We start from the raw sequence: 17,802 nt of genomic DNA on the forward strand, positions 1-17,802 counted from the left end.
CACGGGGAGAGGGGAGTGAATTAGTTCTAATTGACAGCACGAAAATCGTGCGCTAGAATGGTATTATGGTGAATGTGACATTTAAGGCTGATGAGCCACTCGTGCGCAAAGCCAGAATTCGTGCTAAAACAGAAAACCGATCGCTCAACGATGTTTTCATTGATTGGCTAAAGGTTTATGCCGGGCAGAATCAGGCAACAGATTATTATGAGATTAAGAAGAAATTAAGTCACATAAAAGCAGGTAGAAAATTTACCAGAGATGAAATGAATGAGGGATAGTGTTTTTCTCGATACCAATGTACTTGTTTACTCTTTCGACAACGATCCAGTAAAAGAAAGAATTTCAGATGGAATCATAGCCCTAGCGCTCAAGGCCCCCGTGGCACTGATTAGTTTTCAGGTATTGCAAGAATTTTGCCATTTAGCACTCCGTAAATTCAAGGGCAAATTTTCTGCACCAGAACTCCGCGATTTTTGCCATACCACCCTGTACCCAATCTGCAAGATTTATCCTTCTTTTGAGTTGCTCGATCAGGCCCTCATGATTCACGGACGGCATAGAATAAGTTATTTTGACTCACTCATCGTAAGTGCCGCTATCGAAGGCAGATGCAAGTACCTCTTGACCGAAGATTTGAACGACGGCCAGGTGATCGAAGGAGTGACTGTGCTAAACCCCTTCACAGACGAAAAGAAATTGCTGGCGGTTTTACCAGGATTGCAGCTTCGATAATATGCGCACCTTGTTGAAAAGTCGCCGGGCTATCATCGACAACGAGGTCCGCCCCGCAGCGGTTCTTGTCGAAGGTGAAAAGATTCGTGAGATTCTCCCTTACGATGCAGACATTGGTTCGTCTAACATCCGCATTGTCGACTACGGTGACCTGGCGCTCATGCCCGGCGTCGTCGACACGCACGTGCACATCAACGAACCTGGCCGCACCGAATGGGAAGGCTTTTCGACCGCGACCGCAGCCGCTGCCAAGGGCGGCATCACGACGCTTGTCGACATGCCGCTCAACTGCGACCCGGTGACGACCACGGTAGCGGCGCTGCAAAGCAAGGTCAAAGCCTGTTCAAACCTGCTGCATGTCGACTGCGGATTTTATGGCGGCGTGATTCCGGGTAACGTCGCTGACCTTGAACCCCTCATCGACGCCGGTGTATTGGGATTCAAAAGTTTTCTGATCCATTCGGGCATACATGAGTTTCCGCATGTCACCGAGGCCGACATTCGGGCCGCAATACCGATTCTGAAGAAGGGGGGAGTTCCGTATCTCATGCATGCGGAGCTGGAATCTCCTGTGATCAACGGCAGCAAAGCTGCCGTTGATCACAGGAGATATTCAACCTACCTCGCATCGCGCCCCCGCAAATGGGAAAACGACGCCGTCGAACTAATGGCGCGCCTCGCGGGTGAGACGAATGCGCACCTGCATGTCGTGCATCTGTCATCGTCTGACGCGCTCTCAACCCTTGCTGCCACCCGCCAACGCGGAGTGCCGATCACCGTCGAAACCTGCCATCACTATCTGACATACTGCGCCGAAGAGATTCCCGACGGCCATACCGAATACAAGTGCGCGCCACCGATTCGGGAGCGTGAGAACCGCGAGCAGCTATGGAAATCCATAGCAGACGGCACGATCGACTTTGCGGTGTCTGACCATTCGCCCTGCACACCGAACCTGAAAGAGCGCCACTCGGGTGACTTTATGAAGGCCTGGGGTGGCATCGCAGGCCTGCAGTTCAGCCTGTCGGTTTTTTATAACGGGGCGAAAGCGCGGGGTTTTGACCTCGCACAGGTGAGTCGTGCACTTTCTGCATCCCCCGCTGCATTTGTTGGCCTCAAAGATAAGGGTAGCATCGCGGTCGGCAAAGATGCCGACTTTGCCGTGTTCGACACCGAAGTAATGTTTCGCGTCGAGCCCGGCATGATCGCGCACCGCCATGACGTTTCGCCGTACATCGGCATGCAGCTCACGGGGCTCGTCAAAGAGACCTGGCTCAGAGGGCAGCGTGTTTTCGGTGGGGATGCCCCAATCGCGCCCGCCGGTCGGCCGATCTTGCGCTCTAGCACCGGTTAAAACAATTGACGCATGATGTGATGCCGGTTGTTTCTGTGCCCTATGCGTGATGATGGCAGAGAGAGCAGCAACGTCGAAGACCGGCGTGGTGGTAGTGGGGGCAGCAGCGGTGGTGGTGGAATCGGTGGCTTGCTTTTAGGCAGCCTGCGCGGCAAGGGCATCGTGGCGATCATTGTCGCTGCGGCGGCGGCTTACTTCTTCGATATCGATCCGGCTTTGATCATGCGCCTGCTAAATAGCGGTGAAAGCACCGTGACAGAATCTTCGGCACCCACGCAGCAGATACCGGCGAATGACAAGCTCGCGAAATTCGTATCGGTCGTGCTCGCAGACACTGAAGATGTGTGGCGCGAACGTTTCGCAGCGGTCGGTAAAGAATACCGCGACCCAAAACTCGTGCTGTTTCGCGGTTCAACGCCCACCCCCTGTGGAAAAGGCAAGTCGGCAATGGGGCCGTTCTATTGTCCCGCAGACCAAAAGGTCTATATCGACCTGTCGTTCTACCAAGAGCTGAAATCGTCATACCGCGCGCCGGGTGATTTTGCGCAGGCGTACGTCATCGGCCACGAGGTTGGGCACCATGTGCAGAACCTGCTCGGCACGATGCGCAAAGTGCGGCAGCAGCAAGAGGGCGCGGGCGAAAGCGCGGCGAATGCCCTGTCGGTAAAAATGGAACTGCAGGCCGACTGTTATGCCGGCGTCTGGGCGCACCATGCACACAAGGCGCGGCAGATTCTCGAAGAGGGCGACATCGAAGAAGCGATGACGGCTGCATCAGCAATCGGCGATGACACTCTGCAAAAGCGATCAGGCCAGAACATTCAACCCGAATCATTCACGCATGGCAGTTCGGCCGAACGCGTGCGCTGGTTCAAGACCGGCATGCAAAGCGGTGAACTGAAGGCTTGCGATACGTTTCTCTGATTGATTCATGAACTACACCCAACTCGCCCACGAATGCCTCACGCGCGCCGACGAACTCGCTGCGTGCACTGAGAGTCCGGGTATTCTCAAGCGCACTTTTCTATCAGAACCGATGCGGCGCGCGCATGCACTCGTGCGCGACTATATGCAGGGCGCCGGCATGCAAGTGCGTGTCGATGCTCTCGGCAACATCGTGGGTCGCCTTGAAGGCAAAGGCCCGAAGGCTTTTCTTACCGGCAGTCATCTCGACACCGTGCCCGATGCGGGCAAATACGATGGCATGCTCGGTGTACTCATCGGTATTGCTGCGGCCAGTGCAATCGGCGCACAGAACCTCGCGTACCACTTCGATGTCATCGGCTTCAGCGACGAAGAGGGTGTGCGCTACAAAATGCCCTACCTCGGGTCGCTGGCGGTTGCAGGTCTATTCAAGGCTGAATATCTCGCGCGCGTCGATGAGAGAGGTGTCACCATGGCCGACGCGATCAAAAACTTTGGCCTCAATGGTGAGGATTTCAAAAGTGCTGCCTACAATTTCGCCGACGTAGCCGGTTTCGCTGAAGTTCATATTGAACAAGGCCCCGTGCTTGAGGCAGAAGGCCTTGCTCTCGGCGCCGTCACCGGGCTCGTGGGGCAATCACGCGTGAAACTATTTTATCGCGGGCTGGCGAGCCACGCGGGCACGACGCCGATGCGTGGCCGGCGCGACGCATTCACAGCGCTGAGCGAGCTCAATGTCTTTGTCGAAAAATACGCGCTCTCGATACCGAATCTGGTCGCAACGGTCGGCATGGCGCAGGTGCGGCCGGGCGGCGCCAATGTCATACCCGGAGAGGTCTACTTCAGCCTAGATATTCGCCATGGTGATCAGCCGGTGCTCGATCGTGCCACCGAGGTGATTCTCGGTGAAGCGACAGCCATTGCCAGCCGGCGCAACATCGAAATGGTTATCGAAACGCAAGAGGCCCAGGCAGTCGTTAAATGCGAACCGTTGTTAGTAAATAAGATGGCCTCAGCTATGGAATTCCATAGCCATAGGCCTTACAGGTTGGCAAGCGGCGCCGGCCACGACACGGCCATTCTGTCAAAGGTGACGCCAACGGCGATGCTGTTCATTCGCAGCCCTGGCGGTATCAGCCATAACCCGATTGAAACCGTGACGGTCGAAGACGTCGCAGCGGCAATCGAGGTGTTTGTCACGTTCTTGCGTTCACTGTAGAGACGTCCGTAAAGGGCGTCTCTACGAACGCATCAGAAATATGGGTTGACGTATGGGTGATTTTCCCGTACCCATGCTCATGAAGACAACAATCGAAATAGACGATAAACGCCTCATGCACGTCATGCGATTGGCCAAACTGAAGACGCGCAAGGCGGCGTTAGATTTTGCCTTAATTGAAACCGAAAAGATGCTGAGCCTCAGAAATCTGGCGAGCCAAAGTTTTTACAGCGAAGACAAAGCGACGATCGACCCCCAATACAATCTGCAGAAATTGCGGCGAAAAGAAACCTGAATAATGGCCTTGTTAGTCGACAGCAGCGTCTACATTGACTGGATGCGCCGCCGCCATGAATTTGTTCGCGACATCGCCCAGTTTCGGCAACACACACCCATCTATATCTGCGGTATCATACAGGCAGAGGTTGCGAGGGGAATTCTACAAGAATCATTGCGGGAAAAGTTTCTAGAGTTCTCAAACCTGCTCGATTTGATTGATGTCGACGCTGCAATCTGGCTCGAAACAGCCCGGCTTGCCTGGCAGCTTGATCGCAAAGGTCTCACGCTGCCATTAACCGATCTTGCTATAGCCTGTTGTGCGAAGCGAGTGGGAGCCGAAATCGTCACCCTCGATACGGATTTTCAGAAGATACCGGGATTGAAGATTCGAAAGAATCTTTAGAGACGCCCGTAAAGGGCGTCTCTACGGGGCTATTCAACTTTGAATGTCAGGCCTGCAAATTTCTGCAGGCGCTCAACTAGCGGGGCGGCGATTAATCCCCCTGGGGTGAACACGCCGCCTGCAGATTTCGTTTCGAGCAGAGCAAGCGCCGCCTCTGAAATCATTTTGCTGGTCGAACCGTAACCGGGGTCACGGTCACCGTAGACCGACGTGACGATTTTGCGGCCATCGGGATAGATGCCGGTAAACATGACATCGTAAAATCCGGTTTCTCTTTCTTCTTTTGACGGGCCATCGCCAGGCTTAAGGCCTTTGCCGGTAAACGGGTTTGCTTTGGCAGCTGCGTCGACGAGCGCGCGGGCCGCTTCGCCGAGCGTGGTCAGCATCATCTCGTCGTAGACGAAGTCTCTGCCGTACGGGTGGCCGAGCAGCATATTCGTGCGGTGCACGTTCTTGGTGTTGATGGGTGCCATGACGAACGGCGCTGCCCAGACGCCGAGTTCTTTGTCGTATTCGGGCACCATGCCCGACGGTTGCGACGGGCCTTCGAAGCCGGGAGTCAGCGCGAACGGGTTATTGAGCAAACCGAGAATCGACGGGTCTTTGAATGAGGCCTTCAACGTCGCCTTCATGCTCGCCATCGTACCGCCCGAAGCGCCGCCCTGCATTTTGCGCACGCGCCCTTTCACACGTGGCGCAGGGCTGCCAAATTTCTTAATCGCCTCTTGCTGCAGGTACCAGACACCCAAGTCGAACGGAATCGAGTCGAAGCCCGCTGAAAGTATTATACGCGCGCCGCTCTTTTTTCCGGCGGCCTCGTGCGCATCGATCATCTGCCGCGCCCACGCGGGCTCGCCATTCAGGTCGAGATAATCAGTACCCGCTGCGGCGCAGGCTGCGACGAGGTCAGAGCCATAGAGTTGGTAAGGCCCGACGGTCGTCAGCACGCAGCGCGTGCGCTCGCACATGGTCTTGAGTGAAGCTGGGTTCGCGGCGTCGGCCGCAACGAGCGGAGTGTCTTTCGGTGCACCAATGAGGTCGCGCACTTCTGCAAGTTTCGCCGTGTTGCGGCCCGCCATTGCCCAACCAGAGATGCCACGCTGCGCCAGGTATTCAGCCACAAGCCGGCCTGTGAAGCCGGTTGCACCGTATACTATGAGGTCGAATTCTTTCTTAGCCATGGGGTTAATGGCCATGTCGAAATGGCGCGTCAAAGAGTTTCATCAGGCAGGGGGTTAAACCCCTGCCTAATGATAACGCAAGGCCGAATAATTCTTGCCGCGCCGATCGCGCATGGCATCGGGCGCAATGCCTTCGATGCCCAAAATAACCGTCAACGCACAGCGCGTCAGCGACGAACTCGAAAAGCTCGCGCGCTTTTCTGACCACGATTACCCCGCGGTGACACGCATCATCTTCACTGAGAACGACATCAAGGCACGCGACTATTTCAAATCGCTCGCGCGCGAAGCCGGGCTACACGTGCGCGAAGATTCGATCGGGAATATTTTTGTGCGCCTGGGCGACGAGAGCGCGCTTGGCGCCATCGGTACAGGTTCGCACTGCGATGCGGTGCCGCATGCCGGCCGATTCGACGGCACAGTTGGAGTTTTCGGCGGACTCGAGGCTTTGCGGGCACTCAAAACTGCAGGCTTTCAACCGAAGCGGCCCATCGAAGTTGTGTTCTTCACGTCAGAAGAGCCCACACGATTCGGCATCGGCTGCATTGGCAGCCGCATCATGTCGAACACTATTGCGCTCGATAAGGTTGCGGCTTTGCGCGACAAAGACGGCCTGAGCTTCGATGAGGCGCGTGGTTCAGCAGGGTACAAAGGTACAGTAGAGAGTGCAATCCTACCTAAGGGTTATTACGACTACTTTGTCGAGCTGCATATAGAACAAGGCCCTGTGCTCGAGCGCGAGAAAAAACAGATCGGTATTGTGACGGGAATCGCGGCCCCGGCTTCGTTTCGCATTCATTTCACCGGTGAGGGCGGCCATGCCGGCGGTGTGCTGATGCCTGCGCGCAAAGATGCACTCGTGCCCTGTGCGATTCTGATTCAAGAAGCCGAGCGTCTTGCCAAGGCGAGCCCAAGCCCTGACACGGTGGCGACGGTGGGTGTTGTCAAGGTTCACCCGGGTGCGATCAACAGCATACCCGCGAAGGCCACGGTGGAGTTCGATATTCGCGACATTCGTCTCGAGACGCGCGATGCAGTCGTCACGGCAGTGAAGACCCTCGCAAAACGGCTCGCCGACGAAAGAGGATTAAAAGTCGAAATCGAAGACATTAACTCTGACCCGCCGGCGGTTTCAGACGAAACAATTTTAAAGGTGGCCGAAGCGGCGACCGAAACTCGCGGCTATTCGCACATGCGCCTGCCGAGCCGTGCATACCATGACTCGCTTTTTATTGCGCGCATTGCGCCGATGGGAATGATTTTCGTGCCGTCGAAGAGCGGCTACAGCCATCGCAGCGACGAGTACACTTCGCCCGAAGAGATCGGCCGGGGCGTTGAAATTCTGGCGCAGACGATGGCTGAACTTTCCCTAAGGTAAATAAGCAGAACTGGCGCAGATAAAGCAAGATGGTCATTCCCGCGAAAGCGGGAATCTTGTTTGGTGCACACATGGCAATAGATTCCCGCATGCGCGGGAATGACCGTGGTTGATCTTCTCTTAAAGAGCCGCCAACCCCGCCTTTGCCACCTGCGTATCCTGTGCCGAGAGCGCGCCTGAGACGCCAATCGCGCCGATGATCTCGTCGTTCTTCACGATCAGCTCGCCGCCTTCGACGGGAATCACGTTCGACATGCTCAAGATCTTGAGGTTCATGCCACCTTTTTCTACCGCCTCTTCGAACGCTTTGGTGGCGCGCCGAAATTTGACGGAAGTCAGAGCCTTCTGTTGGCAGATCTCTATGGAACCCAGCTGCGTGTTATCCATTTTTTCAAGCAGCACGAGATTCGCACCTGAATCATAGATGGCAATCGCCATGTGCCAGCCATTTTTTATCGCTTCGGCCTGCGCGGCCGCGACAATTTTTTTCGCATCTGCGAGTGTTATGGGTTTACCGTACGTCATGGTAAAGCATCAATGCCTTGATTGCTGTGGCAATCGTTAATTTTTTCGGTCATGCCTCAGTCTCTGCCCCACGATAACCGCCGCTCTCACGAACGGTACAAGTTTGTGAAACCCATGCAGGCCATCGTGGCGAAGCGCGTGATTCGAGGTTTCACGGTCGATATCGGCGAGGGCGGCATTTCGTTTATCGTCGATACGATGATGAATAAAGGTATCGTGACGATTGAGATCCCCGATGTAAATCTGACGCTTGAAGGGCAGATTCTCGGTTACCAACCTGCGGCCGAGGCCGGCCTGTACCGTCACCACATGCAGTTTAAGAAGCCACTGACCACGATCGTGCTCGAGCAGATTCTAACGTAATCGCTCATCCCTTTCGCCTTGACGGCGCAAGACTATCTTCGTCTGACCGATCATGCTTTCACCATTCTGGGGCGAATTTTTGGGCACGCTGGTGCTTATCACTCTCGGCACGGGGGTCGTCGCCGGCGCGCTGCTTGAAAAGTCGAAGGCGCAAAACGCAGGGTGGATTGTCATCACAACGGGTTGGGCGTTTGCCGTGATGCTGGGTATTTTCACAGCGAAAACATTCGGTAGTCAAGACGCGCACCTTAACCCTGCGGTCACGCTGGCGTTCGCGATACAAAAGGGCGAATGGCAGAATGTGCTGCCTTTTTTCGGCGCGCAGTTTTCGGGCGCCTTCGTCGGGGCCACGATCACGTGGTTGCACTACCTGCCGCACTGGCGCGAAACGCAGAGCAGCGAACTGAAGCTCGCCGTCTTTTCGACGAGCCCGGCAATTCGCCGGCCGTTTGCGAACGGCATCAGTGAAATGCTGGGCACGACCATGCTCGTGGTCGGCGTCTACGTCATTTTCTCACGCGGCTCGGGCGGTGTCACTGCCGGCATTGGCCCGTTTCTTGTCGGCGTGCTCGTCTGGGCAATTGGCCTCTCGATGGGCGGCACGACCGGTTATGCCATCAACCCCGCCCGCGATTTGGGGCCACGGCTTGCACACGCGATTCTGCCGATTGCAGGCAAAGGTTCGTCTGACTGGCAATACGCCTGGGTACCGGTGGTCGCACCGCTGGCGGGCGGCGCAATTGCGGGGTTCTTGTTGAAGAGTGTGTCGTAAGGTTTGCGCGCCGCGGGTTTTGGAATGAGAAAACTTCAGTGCGCCTTGATTTTGACATTTGTGACTCTTCTCCCACTGGCTCTTTACGCTGACAAACTGGTCATGAACGATGAGACAATTCTAGAAGGTGTCATCATTAGCGATGCTTTCGGCAGGATTGAATTTCAGATGCAAGATCGAATTCGCTTCATTGATAAGAGCGAAATCCGGCAAATTATCTGGCGTAACCGCCAGATGCGAATATCCAAGTGGGGGGGTGGGTTTGATTTCGGAACGGGGTATGGCCATTTTACCGGCCGAATGAATGAATACTTTTCGGATCATATTCCATTATTAGTCGGATTCGACATAGGCTATGAAGCGTGGCGCCTGCAATTACGAAACTATATTGGGTTAGGCATGAATACGAAGCAATCTTTTACATACGATGGGACTTGGCAGCAAGGCCTGGATACGCAGATAATTCACCCAGAGGCGTCGGTCGGATACGAATTTGCCATCGGAGCCAATTTTGCGGTTATTCCGTTCTTCGGAATCGCATCCATGCATATAGCACCTCCTGAGAAAGTCCGGGATACACCCGGCAATGACGTAGCCCTCCCTTTCTCGACCGCGATTCCCATGGGATTAAATTACGAATATCGTTTCCCAGACCATACTGACAGCGCAAACAAAGTCGACGGCACCTTGGCGGCATATTGGATTATCCGATTGCGCGTAGCCTATGTCATCGGCACGTTCGATGGATACGATCCGCGATTTGCTGGCAACATGGTCTATTTCACGATTAGTTTCGGAGCATATATCCGCGCAAGAAGCTTTGAAGAAAAACCCATTCTTGAGGATATTTGAAAATCGCCACCTGGAACTGCGGCGGCGCCCTGCGCAAGAAAGTAGAAATCCTCCAGACACTGAATGCAGATGTCTACATTATTCAGGAATGCGAAAGGCCCGGTGATTCTTACAGCGATTCTGCGTACGCAGAATTCTGCGCAAATTCACTCTGGGTTGGCGACCTGCACTACAAAGGTCTTGGCATTTTTGCCAAGCCAGGCATCTCATTGAGCAGAAAAGATTGGTCCGATCATGGTCTGAAACACTTTCTCCCGGCGCGGATTAATGATAGCTTTGACCTGCTTGCTATGTGGGCGCACAAGGCGAATTCACCAACCTTTGGCTACATCGGGCAGCTGTGGAAATACCTGCAGTTTCACATTGATAAAATGGAGAATATAATTCTTGCCGGAGATTTGAACAGCAACGTGCGGTGGGATAAATGGGACAGGTGGTGGAACCATTCAGATGTTGTGCGCGAGCTCGATGAGGCAAATATCGTTAGTCTATATCACCTGACGCGCAAGATCGACCAAGGGAAAGAGCCTGAACCGACATTCTTTCTCCAGAGGAATCATGATAAGTCGTATCACATTGATTATGTTTTCGCCTCACGCAGGATTGCAGAGCGCCTGAACAAGTTAGATATTGGCGACAAAGACTTGTGGCTTCAACACAGCGACCATCTACCTTTGTGCGTTGAAATAGACTAACGCCCCGAGGGTTCAGAATACACCCACTACTCTTGCCTCAATGCGGTCAGGCAGTGGCAGCACCGAAAAATACGTCTCCATATTTTTCGCGCCAGTGCTCTCGCCCGGCGACGAACCTGCGCGTGCAAGGCGAAAATTGCGGCCGACTGTGTAGCCGATCGCGTGCCCGATCAGAGCTCCGGCGATGACATCTGATGTCCAGTGCGCGTCGTAGTCGACCATCGAAAGCGCCATCAAAAGCGAAGCAGGGTAGCCCACGAGTTTAATCCACAATTTATCTGGGTAATAGGCCGCCATCGCCGACACGAACGCCACCGTCGAACTCGTGTGACCCGAAGGCCAGGCGAAGCGCAGGCTCTCGTTGCGAATATTATTGTTGAACGCCATGAAATCCGCCGGGTCATCAGAGCGTTTATGGCCCGATGGCCCGTAAAAATCATAGATGCCGTCTTTGAGCGGCTGGCGCCGACCCGTCATGAATTTCAGCGTCACGGTCACGGTCGTCACCATGGCGACCGCCTGCAAACCCGCTGCGCCCGCACCCATGAGCTCGTGGTCTTTGGCGCGCCAGCCATAGAGGTACATGACGCCCGCGGGCGCGAGATGCCAGAACCAGCCCGCCACGACCATGCCATAGCCGATGTCATCGCCGATCGGGTTCTCTTTTTGAAACCAGCGCTGCGCATTTTTATCCCAGGGTGTTGCAACCATGACGCCGGTGGCGGCGACGGCCCCGCCATAGTACAAGAGATTCGTGCCGCTGTGAGCGTCGACGAAGTTGCCCCAGAGGTTTTGCCACGGGTGCAGAGATTCAGCGCGCAGCGCGCTAGGATTCAGCGCTGTTATGAATAAGAAGGCTATGCAAATCGATCGCCGCATGGTTATGCGGCAACTAGTGCCATCAGTATTTTTTTCATTTGCGTATACACCCTAGCGGCGCGTAGGCCCGTAAAGACCGATGGGGGCTAAAGGGTAGACAGGTCCCACGGCCGGCGCCGCGGGTTGGCATTACCTGCCCCGCACACTCTCACTCGAACACAGGATTACCCACCGCAACCGCTCCCTTTGCTTTCGCTGTGACGTTAGTGTGTAACGTGTTGCTGATGGTTGCGTCGACATAGTTCGCGCCGTTCAGAGTCTTGAGTTTCTTTCCCGCGCGCAGTGAGCCGCTGACTTTTGTATAGATAACAATGTCGCCGTTGGGCTTGATCTGAAAAACTTTACCGACAAGGCGTTTAGAGACGGAGATTTCGGGTTTTTTTAGTACCGTAGCTTGCTTGACCCCAAGAAATTCACTCAACAGACCAGGTGTGTAGTACTTTTCTTTAAACTGGGCCACAGGCACGGCCTCATTTCCGACCACCCAGTGCATTAGCGATTCACCCGTACCGGAATAGTCATAGCGGCCGTCAGCGCTACCGAAGACAAATTCACCGTTCTCGTTGCTAATCAGCCTTGCAGCCTCGGCATACGTCTTGGTGTCATAAAAGACGATGCCTGAAAAATCAGAAGCCGCAAGTAGGTACTTACCGTTTACAGAAGCAACCAGCTGGCTGGTGGTGCTGCCAAATGGATAGAGCTTCTTATGAGCCTTACCGTTAATGTCGTAAATGAAGAGGCTGCCGTCCATATAGCCGACTGCGAGGTCTTTACCGCTATTCGAAAAAAATGTGGCAACACCGGGACCAAAGCGCTGTGAACGGGCGGTGCCAGAGCTGGTTTCCCAGATTTGTGTGGCTTCAGAATGAGATGCCACCGCAATCAAATTGCCATCTGGACTAAATGCGATATCAGCTGGGTGTGATCCTCTGCCGACAGCAGCCCATATTTCTTTGCCGGCCAGCGAGTATAGTTTGAAATTCCCGGAATCTGTTGCCATCACAATTTGGTCGCCGTTTGATGGCGCAGCAACGCTTGTGATGTTACCAGAGATATGCGCCTGCCACCGCGCCATCTCTAAGCAGTCGTGACTCCAAAAAATGACCGTGCCACTTTGGCCAATCGAAGCAAACTGCGATTTTTCGGGCAGGTAGAGAATTTTGGCTATCTTCGAAGTGTGCCCGCGCATTTCGCAGATTAGATTTCCCTGAGCATCTGCTACTTGAGTTCCATAACCGATGGTTGCCGCTGCAATGCGCGTGCCATCTGAAGAAATGGCCAAAGGCCCCTGCGATATGTGATGAACGTTGGCCCTTTTGGTTTGCGACATATTTTCTGTAAACAGCGCGAGGTTCTTGCCCGCGCCAAAGACGAAGAGTTTGCCTTGATTGTCGACTGCCGCAGTCGCCGTGCCATAATAATTTGGCCTGTTGACAAACAAGGGTCGCAGCCTAATGTCGTAACCACGCAGCGCATGGTCCCATCCGGTTGTGACTATTTGACCTGTACCGTTGTCGACGGCTATCGCGCGAATACCGCGTGAAGTGTGCTCGCTGCCCCCGGGTTGCGTGTTAAGTTCAGAAGTTTTCTTTCCTTTGAAATTCCAGAATTCGAGATATCCTGAATCGCTACCCGAAATAAAGCCCCCACCATGGTGGTTTATACTGAGCGATAACCCTGCATCATGCGCCGAGACTGAATCAACTTCTTTTCCCGACAGGTTCCAGAATCCTATTTTGCGGATCTTTTTGGTGAAAAAGAGCATCGACGAGGTATTGCCCGTGTGCGCGGTAATGTAACCTGTGCTGTCGGGCGTAAAAAGGATATAGCTAATATTGCCCTCATCGTTACGCTTGAAGATCTCGGCCCCATCGTAAACCCGATATAGGCAGATTTGGCCGTTGCTGCCACCCGCAGCGATCCACTGACCATCGGGGCTTACTGAGAGAAGATTGAACCCGGTGCACCCCGCCTGCAGGCCGCGAATCTGCGTTGCGGTCGCGACATCCCAAATGAAGACACTGGCTCCGTTGTAGGCTGCGAACGATTGGCCGTCGGGCAGGTAAGCAATGGACGAAACGCGTTCGGTTTCTTTGGGAAATTTTCGTAGCTGGTTACCCAAAAAATCATATAGTACAACCGGGCCGTTTTTTTGACCGATGGCAAGAGTATCTTCAACTGGGCTTAATGCCATTACCCCTATGCCTTCGGCAATCGCAAACTTACGCACCAAACGACCTGCGCTATCCCAGATAAGCACCGCATGATTACCGTGCGTAATGATCAACCGATGATCATGACTATAACTCAGACCATAACCCTGCTCGCGATCGGCTGCCTGCACCATCAGCCGCGTGTCTTCTGCGGCGACGGGCGAGAAGAAGGAGGCACTCGCTGTGATAACGGAGAATATGTATTTGATTCTTGATCGCACGGTCACTTCGCCCCCCGCTGCCTTGCGCAGGTCAGGTTGGCAAGGCAAATAGCCAGATTCCCCAGAATGGGACTAACTACCGGGTTGAACAACAAGTCTAAGGGTAGTGCCTGACTCTCGCGCTTCTTGGTCTGGCGCTATTTATGGAAGGCCTTTTTCTGGGGCTCATGGCACTCGGCGAGAACGTGGGGTCAAATTACCCCTAAAGTCGCCGCTGCTTTTCATTTTTTCTCTCACCGAAACCAAGAGCCTTACATTCCAAAACGAAGTGCGATAGGGCTGCGAAAGTAGACCTCGGCCGGGGTTCGGTAATTCAGCCGCTTGCGTGGTCGGTTATTTAGTAATTTAAGCGCTGCGTCAACCTGTTCCTGGTCGATGCGCCGAAAATCTGTGCCTTTGGGAAAAGACTCGCGCAGCAGGCCGTTCGTGTTTTCGTTCGTACCTCTCTGCCATGGCGAGCCGGGGTCACAAAAGTAGATGCCGCAGTTCAGCACTTGCTGCAGGTCGCGGTAGCCACTCATCTCGGTGCCCCGATCGTAAATGATACCCCGCAGCCGTTCGTTATCGATGTCGGCGAATAGGTCGCGCGCTGCAGCGTTAAACTGTGTCACCAATTTGCGCTCCAGTTTCGCCGCGAGCAAGTAACGCGAATGCCTTTCGACGAAAGTTGCAATCTGCCCGGTGCCCATTTTACCCTCGACCAAATCGCCCTCCCAGTAGCCGGGTTTGCGTCGCGTCAAAGCTTCGGCTGGCAGGTCGTGAATGCGAAAAAACCCTTTGTTTTCAGCCTCAATCCTCACTTTGCGCTTGTATGGTTTGCCTTTGCGGCGCAGGCACAGGCGATAAAAATTCGATGTGCCGGATTTCTTGCGCACATGATTGTAAATCGTCTGCATGCAGACACCGTCGAAACGTTCTAGGCGCATGCGGCCTGCGATCTGTTCTGGTGACAGCGTCGACTTGAGCGATGCTCCGATCTCTGACCAAAGCTCTGGTGTAACCTTCGCGGCGTTGGTATTAGTCTGGCGCTTTCGCGCCTCGTCTCTGGCGCACCGCGCGCTGTAATGTCGTGGCATTGAATTACGCCGAATCTCTCGAAAAATAGTGCTCGGGTGTCGCTTAAGATTTCTGGCGATTTGGCTGGCCTTGAGGCCCTCAGCAAGGCTTTCTTCTATACGCAGTCTTTCATCATTTGATAGTTGAACGTAGGGTCGCATCCGGGGGCTCCGTGGTCGTTTTTCGCAAATCAACCTCGAAACCCGGGAGCGGCCTTACATTACTTTATCCCTTTCGCACTTCGTTTTGGAATCTGCCAGCATCGTTGACGCAGCGACGAGTGCAGAGAGAATCCTTTACATTGGCCGGTCTAGTTCACAACCATGCGAAGCTGTCACGACCGATGGAAGTGGTGCACTTCATACGCCATGAGTTCTTCATTGCAAATACAAGAATCACTGGTTATCGAGATTTTCCTTCGAGCATGCCGAACACAATTGGCACTGGTCTAAGAGACCGAAATGCCTTTACGGAGCCGCTGCGGCCCCACCCAGTGTCCAAGGTCGAATTGCAATGCAGATATTTGATTTTCACGGCTATTCGCTCGAAGCCATTCTCTTCGCGGCAGCGCTACTCGTAACGATTTCAGTCATCGCAAGCCGCATATCATCGCGTTTTGGTATACCATTGTTGCTTGTTTTTCTCGGCATAGGAATGCTCGCAGGGTCAGACGGTGTCGGCGGCATTGTCTTTGACAACTACCGCATGGCATTCGCAGTAGGCTCGGCCTGCCTGGCCCTGATTGTATTCGACGGCGGCATGAGTACCTCATGGAGCAGTGTGCGGCCAGTCTTGCGGCGAGGCATTAGTCTTTCGGTGCTAGGGACTTTGTTCACCGGCGCAGCGACGGCAACCTTTGCAAATTTAGTCTTGCGCATGCATTGGTCAGATTCAATACTACTGGGTGCAATTGTTTCGTCTACCGATGCTGCGGCCGTTTTCAGCCTCTTGCGAGCACGCAGCGTTAGCCTGCAAGGCACCGTAAAACAAACGCTTGAATTTGAAGCAGCGAGCAACGACCCGATCGCGATCTTCTTAACGGTGGGAGTGCTCCTATTTATCAGCAATCCGGCTGCGGGCGTTGTGGAATTTTCGAAACTTCTGGTAATGCAGGCCGGCATCGGACTCGCGTTCGGATATCTGGGCGGTCTGGGCCTCCGCTGGGTGATTAATAACGCAGGTATCGAGTACGAAGGCCTTTACGGCGTTCTGGCTCTCGGCCTCGTCGTGGGCCTATTCGCTTTGACCGGACTTCTCGGAGGCAGTGGCTTTCTCGCAATCTACGTTGCGGGCATTGTTCTCGGCAACAACGAAATGCTACACAAAGCAAGTATCTCGCGCTTTCTCGACGGTATCGCCTGGATTGCGCAGATAATCGTATTTCTCATGCTGGGACTGTTGTCTTTTCCTACGCGAGTTTTCCCTGTCTGGAAAGAAGGTTTGTTGCTCGCGGTATTCATGATGTTCATTGCGCGTCCGCTCGCGGTTTTTCTTGCGGTACCTGGTCGGAACATTTTGTGGCGAGAGCGAGTTTTTATTTCCTGGGTGGGCTTGCGTGGAGCAGCCCCGGTTATTCTCGCGACATATCCGTGGAGTATCCATTTTCCCCGGGCAGAGTACATCTTTGACCTCGTGTTCTTTGTCGTCATATCTTCGGTTATTGCTCAGGGCATCAGCATTCCATGGCTGGCCAAAACTCTTCAGATAACAGTACCCCTTGTCAAACCGCGAAGCATTGACTTCGCTGCGGGTATTTTACCCGCAGGCTTTCTAAATATAGAAATACATGTGAGTGAAGACGCGGCCGCCGCTGGTCAAAAAGTAGTCGACCTCGAACTGCCGGCTGGCGTGATATTAACCAGCGTCGAACGGGGTGACCGCTTTCTGATTCCGCGTGGCGACACCCTGATCGAAACTGGGGATCGAATTTTTGGGCTTGCGCGACAGACCAACCTTGATACCCTGCGGGATATTTTCGGTAAGACCGAAGTCTTGACTTAAACACAATACCATGCGGCTCGCCAGCGTGGGTAACGGCCGGCGGACGCCCGCAGGCGCCTCAGTGCGTACGCATCGACTATTTGTATTGACCGGTCGCTTGAATCGCCGCAGGGTGATGCATGTCTGACGTACTCGGCGAATCACGGCGATACTTTGAAGCAAGGCTGGCAGATTGCCGCCACGCACCCCACCTGCACACTGAACAAATCAAAACCTACGAGCAATATCTCAGTATCATAGGCCAAAGCAGCGACGCAGGCGATTACGCCCAGAAACTTGGGCCACTCGCGAGCATGTTTGCCGTTGCGCGCGCCGAGCAAATGGACAAATATGGTAACCTGGTGCGCCTCTACCAGAAATTGGGAAATCCTGATAAATTGAAGGCTGCGCTCGACCGCTACGAAACAGCGAAGAAGGCGCAGAACCATGGCGACCTTGTGGGGCTCATGACAACCGCACAAGATGCAGCCGCGGTCACCGAAAGCAAGGGCAATGAGAAACTCAACCTGGCGATGACGCTGCTGCAGTGCGTCGTGGCGTACGCCGCGTACCCGGCAGAGCAAGACCGCTCGGGCAAAGTCGCCGGCATTCTTGAAACCTATACGGCGCTTAAAAATCTCGACCCATTATTCACCTGGCAATCTTATGCCGAGACGCCTTATGTGTATGTTGTTTTTTTCGATACCGCGCGCATGCAGCGCCTTGGGCAGATTTTTGAACAGGTGAAAGCATAACACAATGATCATATCAAC

20 protein-coding genes are annotated in these 17,802 nt (G+C 54.1%); 15 read left to right on the plus strand and 5 right to left on the minus strand.

Translation table 11 applies throughout. The annotated features are described in order from the left end of the window. The first annotated feature begins 65 nt into the window (after nt 1-65). The 7 genes from TURPA_RS06280 to TURPA_RS06310 all read left to right on the plus strand — a co-directional run bounded on the left by TURPA_RS06280 (nt 66) and on the right by TURPA_RS06310 (nt 4,914). Entirely contained in the window at nt 66-281 is a 216-nt protein-coding gene (locus tag TURPA_RS06280) for a hypothetical protein (RefSeq protein WP_014802454.1), read from the plus strand. Next, nucleotides 271-735 (plus strand): PIN domain-containing protein, encoded by a 465-nt coding sequence (locus tag TURPA_RS06285; protein WP_014802455.1) that lies wholly within the window; start codon nt 271-273, stop codon nt 733-735. The genes TURPA_RS06280 and TURPA_RS06285 overlap by 11 nt, the downstream gene beginning before the upstream one ends. A 1-nt stretch (nt 736) precedes the next feature. Next, on the plus strand, nt 737-2,089 hold the full coding sequence (gene allB / locus TURPA_RS06290; protein WP_014802456.1) for an allantoinase AllB: 1,353 nt from the start codon (nt 737-739) through the stop codon (nt 2,087-2,089). 42 nt (nt 2,090-2,131) lie between these two features. Continuing rightward, nucleotides 2,132-3,013, plus strand: a complete 882-nt coding sequence (gene ypfJ / locus TURPA_RS06295) for a KPN_02809 family neutral zinc metallopeptidase (protein ID WP_014802457.1) — start codon at nt 2,132-2,134, stop codon at nt 3,011-3,013. Between the two features lie 7 nt (nt 3,014-3,020). Next, the gene (locus tag TURPA_RS06300) at nt 3,021-4,232 is read left to right on the plus strand and encodes a Zn-dependent hydrolase (RefSeq protein WP_014802458.1); all 1,212 of its coding nucleotides are present in this window, start codon (nt 3,021-3,023) and stop codon (nt 4,230-4,232) included. 79 nt (nt 4,233-4,311) lie between these two features. Beyond that, nucleotides 4,312-4,527 carry a type II toxin-antitoxin system VapB family antitoxin gene (locus tag TURPA_RS06305; protein WP_157210420.1) on the plus strand — a complete coding sequence of 72 codons (216 nt, stop codon included), beginning with the start codon at nt 4,312-4,314 and terminating at the stop codon, nt 4,525-4,527. Nucleotides 4,528-4,530: 3 nt separating this feature from the next. After that, entirely contained in the window at nt 4,531-4,914 is a 384-nt protein-coding gene (locus tag TURPA_RS06310) for a type II toxin-antitoxin system VapC family toxin (protein ID WP_014802460.1), read from the plus strand. Nucleotides 4,915-4,943: 29 nt separating this feature from the next. On the opposite strand, the gene TURPA_RS06315 is transcribed toward TURPA_RS06310, so the two are convergent. Beyond that, on the minus strand, nt 4,944-6,095 hold the full coding sequence (locus TURPA_RS06315) for a saccharopine dehydrogenase family protein (RefSeq protein ID WP_041948355.1): 1,152 nt from the start codon (nt 6,093-6,095) through the stop codon (nt 4,944-4,946). A 127-nt stretch (nt 6,096-6,222) separates the two neighbouring features. On the opposite strand from TURPA_RS06315, the gene TURPA_RS06320 reads away from it, so the two are divergent. After that, nucleotides 6,223-7,473 carry a M20 family metallo-hydrolase gene (locus tag TURPA_RS06320; RefSeq protein ID WP_014802462.1) on the plus strand — a complete coding sequence of 417 codons (1,251 nt, stop codon included), beginning with the start codon at nt 6,223-6,225 and terminating at the stop codon, nt 7,471-7,473. Between the two features lie 120 nt (nt 7,474-7,593). On the opposite strand, the gene TURPA_RS06325 is transcribed toward TURPA_RS06320, so the two are convergent. Next, on the minus strand, nt 7,594-7,998 hold the full coding sequence (locus TURPA_RS06325; protein ID WP_014802463.1) for a GlcG/HbpS family heme-binding protein: 405 nt from the start codon (nt 7,996-7,998) through the stop codon (nt 7,594-7,596). Nucleotides 7,999-8,049: 51 nt separating this feature from the next. Here TURPA_RS06325 and TURPA_RS06330 point away from each other — a divergent pair, with 51 nt between their 5' ends. From TURPA_RS06330 to TURPA_RS06345, 4 genes are read left to right on the plus strand one after another with little or no spacing between them, the layout of a single operon-like run. Next, on the plus strand, nt 8,050-8,361 hold the full coding sequence (locus TURPA_RS06330) for a PilZ domain-containing protein (RefSeq protein ID WP_014802464.1): 312 nt from the start codon (nt 8,050-8,052) through the stop codon (nt 8,359-8,361). Nucleotides 8,362-8,413: 52 nt separating this feature from the next. Further along, nucleotides 8,414-9,133 carry an MIP/aquaporin family protein gene (locus tag TURPA_RS06335; RefSeq protein ID WP_014802465.1) on the plus strand — a complete coding sequence of 240 codons (720 nt, stop codon included), beginning with the start codon at nt 8,414-8,416 and terminating at the stop codon, nt 9,131-9,133. 24 nt (nt 9,134-9,157) lie between these two features. Continuing rightward, entirely contained in the window at nt 9,158-9,985 is an 828-nt protein-coding gene (locus tag TURPA_RS06340; RefSeq protein ID WP_014802466.1) for a hypothetical protein, read from the plus strand. After that, the gene (locus tag TURPA_RS06345; RefSeq protein WP_014802467.1) at nt 9,982-10,680 is read left to right on the plus strand and encodes an endonuclease/exonuclease/phosphatase family protein; all 699 of its coding nucleotides are present in this window, start codon (nt 9,982-9,984) and stop codon (nt 10,678-10,680) included. The genes TURPA_RS06340 and TURPA_RS06345 overlap by 4 nt, the downstream gene beginning before the upstream one ends. A gap of 12 nt (nt 10,681-10,692) precedes the next feature. Here TURPA_RS06345 and TURPA_RS06350 read toward each other — a convergent pair whose 3' ends face one another. After that, complete coding sequence (locus tag TURPA_RS06350; protein WP_014802468.1) at nt 10,693-11,559, minus strand: phosphatase PAP2 family protein; 867 nt, start codon at nt 11,557-11,559, stop codon at nt 10,693-10,695. A gap of 148 nt (nt 11,560-11,707) precedes the next feature. Then, nucleotides 11,708-13,993 carry a WD40 repeat domain-containing protein gene (locus tag TURPA_RS06355; RefSeq protein WP_157210421.1) on the minus strand — a complete coding sequence of 762 codons (2,286 nt, stop codon included), beginning with the start codon at nt 13,991-13,993 and terminating at the stop codon, nt 11,708-11,710. Nucleotides 13,994-14,103: 110 nt separating this feature from the next. On the opposite strand from TURPA_RS06355, the gene TURPA_RS24320 reads away from it, so the two are divergent. Beyond that, entirely contained in the window at nt 14,104-14,199 is a 96-nt protein-coding gene (locus TURPA_RS24320) for a DUF1538 family protein (RefSeq protein ID WP_157210623.1), read from the plus strand. 45 nt (nt 14,200-14,244) lie between these two features. On the opposite strand, the gene TURPA_RS06360 is transcribed toward TURPA_RS24320, so the two are convergent. Further along, nucleotides 14,245-15,210 carry an IS30 family transposase gene (locus TURPA_RS06360; RefSeq protein WP_014801511.1) on the minus strand — a complete coding sequence of 322 codons (966 nt, stop codon included), beginning with the start codon at nt 15,208-15,210 and terminating at the stop codon, nt 14,245-14,247. Between the two features lie 352 nt (nt 15,211-15,562). On the opposite strand from TURPA_RS06360, the gene TURPA_RS06365 reads away from it, so the two are divergent. Further along, nucleotides 15,563-17,050 carry a potassium/proton antiporter gene (locus tag TURPA_RS06365; RefSeq protein WP_014802470.1) on the plus strand — a complete coding sequence of 496 codons (1,488 nt, stop codon included), beginning with the start codon at nt 15,563-15,565 and terminating at the stop codon, nt 17,048-17,050. A gap of 119 nt (nt 17,051-17,169) precedes the next feature. Continuing rightward, nucleotides 17,170-17,784, plus strand: coding sequence for a hypothetical protein (locus tag TURPA_RS06370; protein WP_014802471.1), 615 nt, complete (start codon nt 17,170-17,172; stop codon nt 17,782-17,784). The last annotated feature ends 18 nt before the right edge of the window (nt 17,785-17,802 follow it).

This window comes from Turneriella parva DSM 21527 (assembly GCF_000266885.1).
Lineage (GTDB): Bacteria > Spirochaetota > Leptospiria > Turneriellales > Turneriellaceae > Turneriella > Turneriella parva.

What these genes read in the sequence shown, in the direction of transcription:
- allB (WP_014802456.1), top strand. Translation starts at nt 737, where the DNA reads ATGCGCACCTTGTTGAAAAGTCGCCGGGCTATCATCGACAACGAGGTC.
- TURPA_RS06365 (WP_014802470.1), top strand. Translation starts at nt 15,563, where the DNA reads ATGCAGATATTTGATTTTCACGGCTATTCGCTCGAAGCCATTCTCTTC.
- TURPA_RS06280 (WP_014802454.1), top strand. Translation starts at nt 66, where the DNA reads ATGGTGAATGTGACATTTAAGGCTGATGAGCCACTCGTGCGCAAAGCC.
- TURPA_RS06325 (WP_014802463.1), bottom strand. Translation starts at nt 7,998, where the DNA reads ATGACGTACGGTAAACCCATAACACTCGCAGATGCGAAAAAAATTGTC.
- TURPA_RS06305 (WP_157210420.1), top strand. Translation starts at nt 4,312, where the DNA reads ATGAAGACAACAATCGAAATAGACGATAAACGCCTCATGCACGTCATG.
- TURPA_RS06350 (WP_014802468.1), bottom strand. Translation starts at nt 11,559, where the DNA reads ATGCGGCGATCGATTTGCATAGCCTTCTTATTCATAACAGCGCTGAAT.
- TURPA_RS06310 (WP_014802460.1), top strand. Translation starts at nt 4,531, where the DNA reads ATGGCCTTGTTAGTCGACAGCAGCGTCTACATTGACTGGATGCGCCGC.
- TURPA_RS06335 (WP_014802465.1), top strand. Translation starts at nt 8,414, where the DNA reads ATGCTTTCACCATTCTGGGGCGAATTTTTGGGCACGCTGGTGCTTATC.
- TURPA_RS06370 (WP_014802471.1), top strand. Translation starts at nt 17,170, where the DNA reads ATGTCTGACGTACTCGGCGAATCACGGCGATACTTTGAAGCAAGGCTG.
- TURPA_RS06360 (WP_014801511.1), bottom strand. Translation starts at nt 15,210, where the DNA reads ATGCGACCCTACGTTCAACTATCAAATGATGAAAGACTGCGTATAGAA.
- TURPA_RS06330 (WP_014802464.1), top strand. Translation starts at nt 8,050, where the DNA reads ATGCCTCAGTCTCTGCCCCACGATAACCGCCGCTCTCACGAACGGTAC.
- ypfJ (WP_014802457.1), top strand. Translation starts at nt 2,132, where the DNA reads ATGCGTGATGATGGCAGAGAGAGCAGCAACGTCGAAGACCGGCGTGGT.
- TURPA_RS06300 (WP_014802458.1), top strand. Translation starts at nt 3,021, where the DNA reads ATGAACTACACCCAACTCGCCCACGAATGCCTCACGCGCGCCGACGAA.
- TURPA_RS06340 (WP_014802466.1), top strand. Translation starts at nt 9,158, where the DNA reads ATGAGAAAACTTCAGTGCGCCTTGATTTTGACATTTGTGACTCTTCTC.
- TURPA_RS06315 (WP_041948355.1), bottom strand. Translation starts at nt 6,095, where the DNA reads ATGGCTAAGAAAGAATTCGACCTCATAGTATACGGTGCAACCGGCTTC.
- TURPA_RS06285 (WP_014802455.1), top strand. Translation starts at nt 271, where the DNA reads ATGAGGGATAGTGTTTTTCTCGATACCAATGTACTTGTTTACTCTTTC.
- TURPA_RS06320 (WP_014802462.1), top strand. Translation starts at nt 6,223, where the DNA reads ATGCCTTCGATGCCCAAAATAACCGTCAACGCACAGCGCGTCAGCGAC.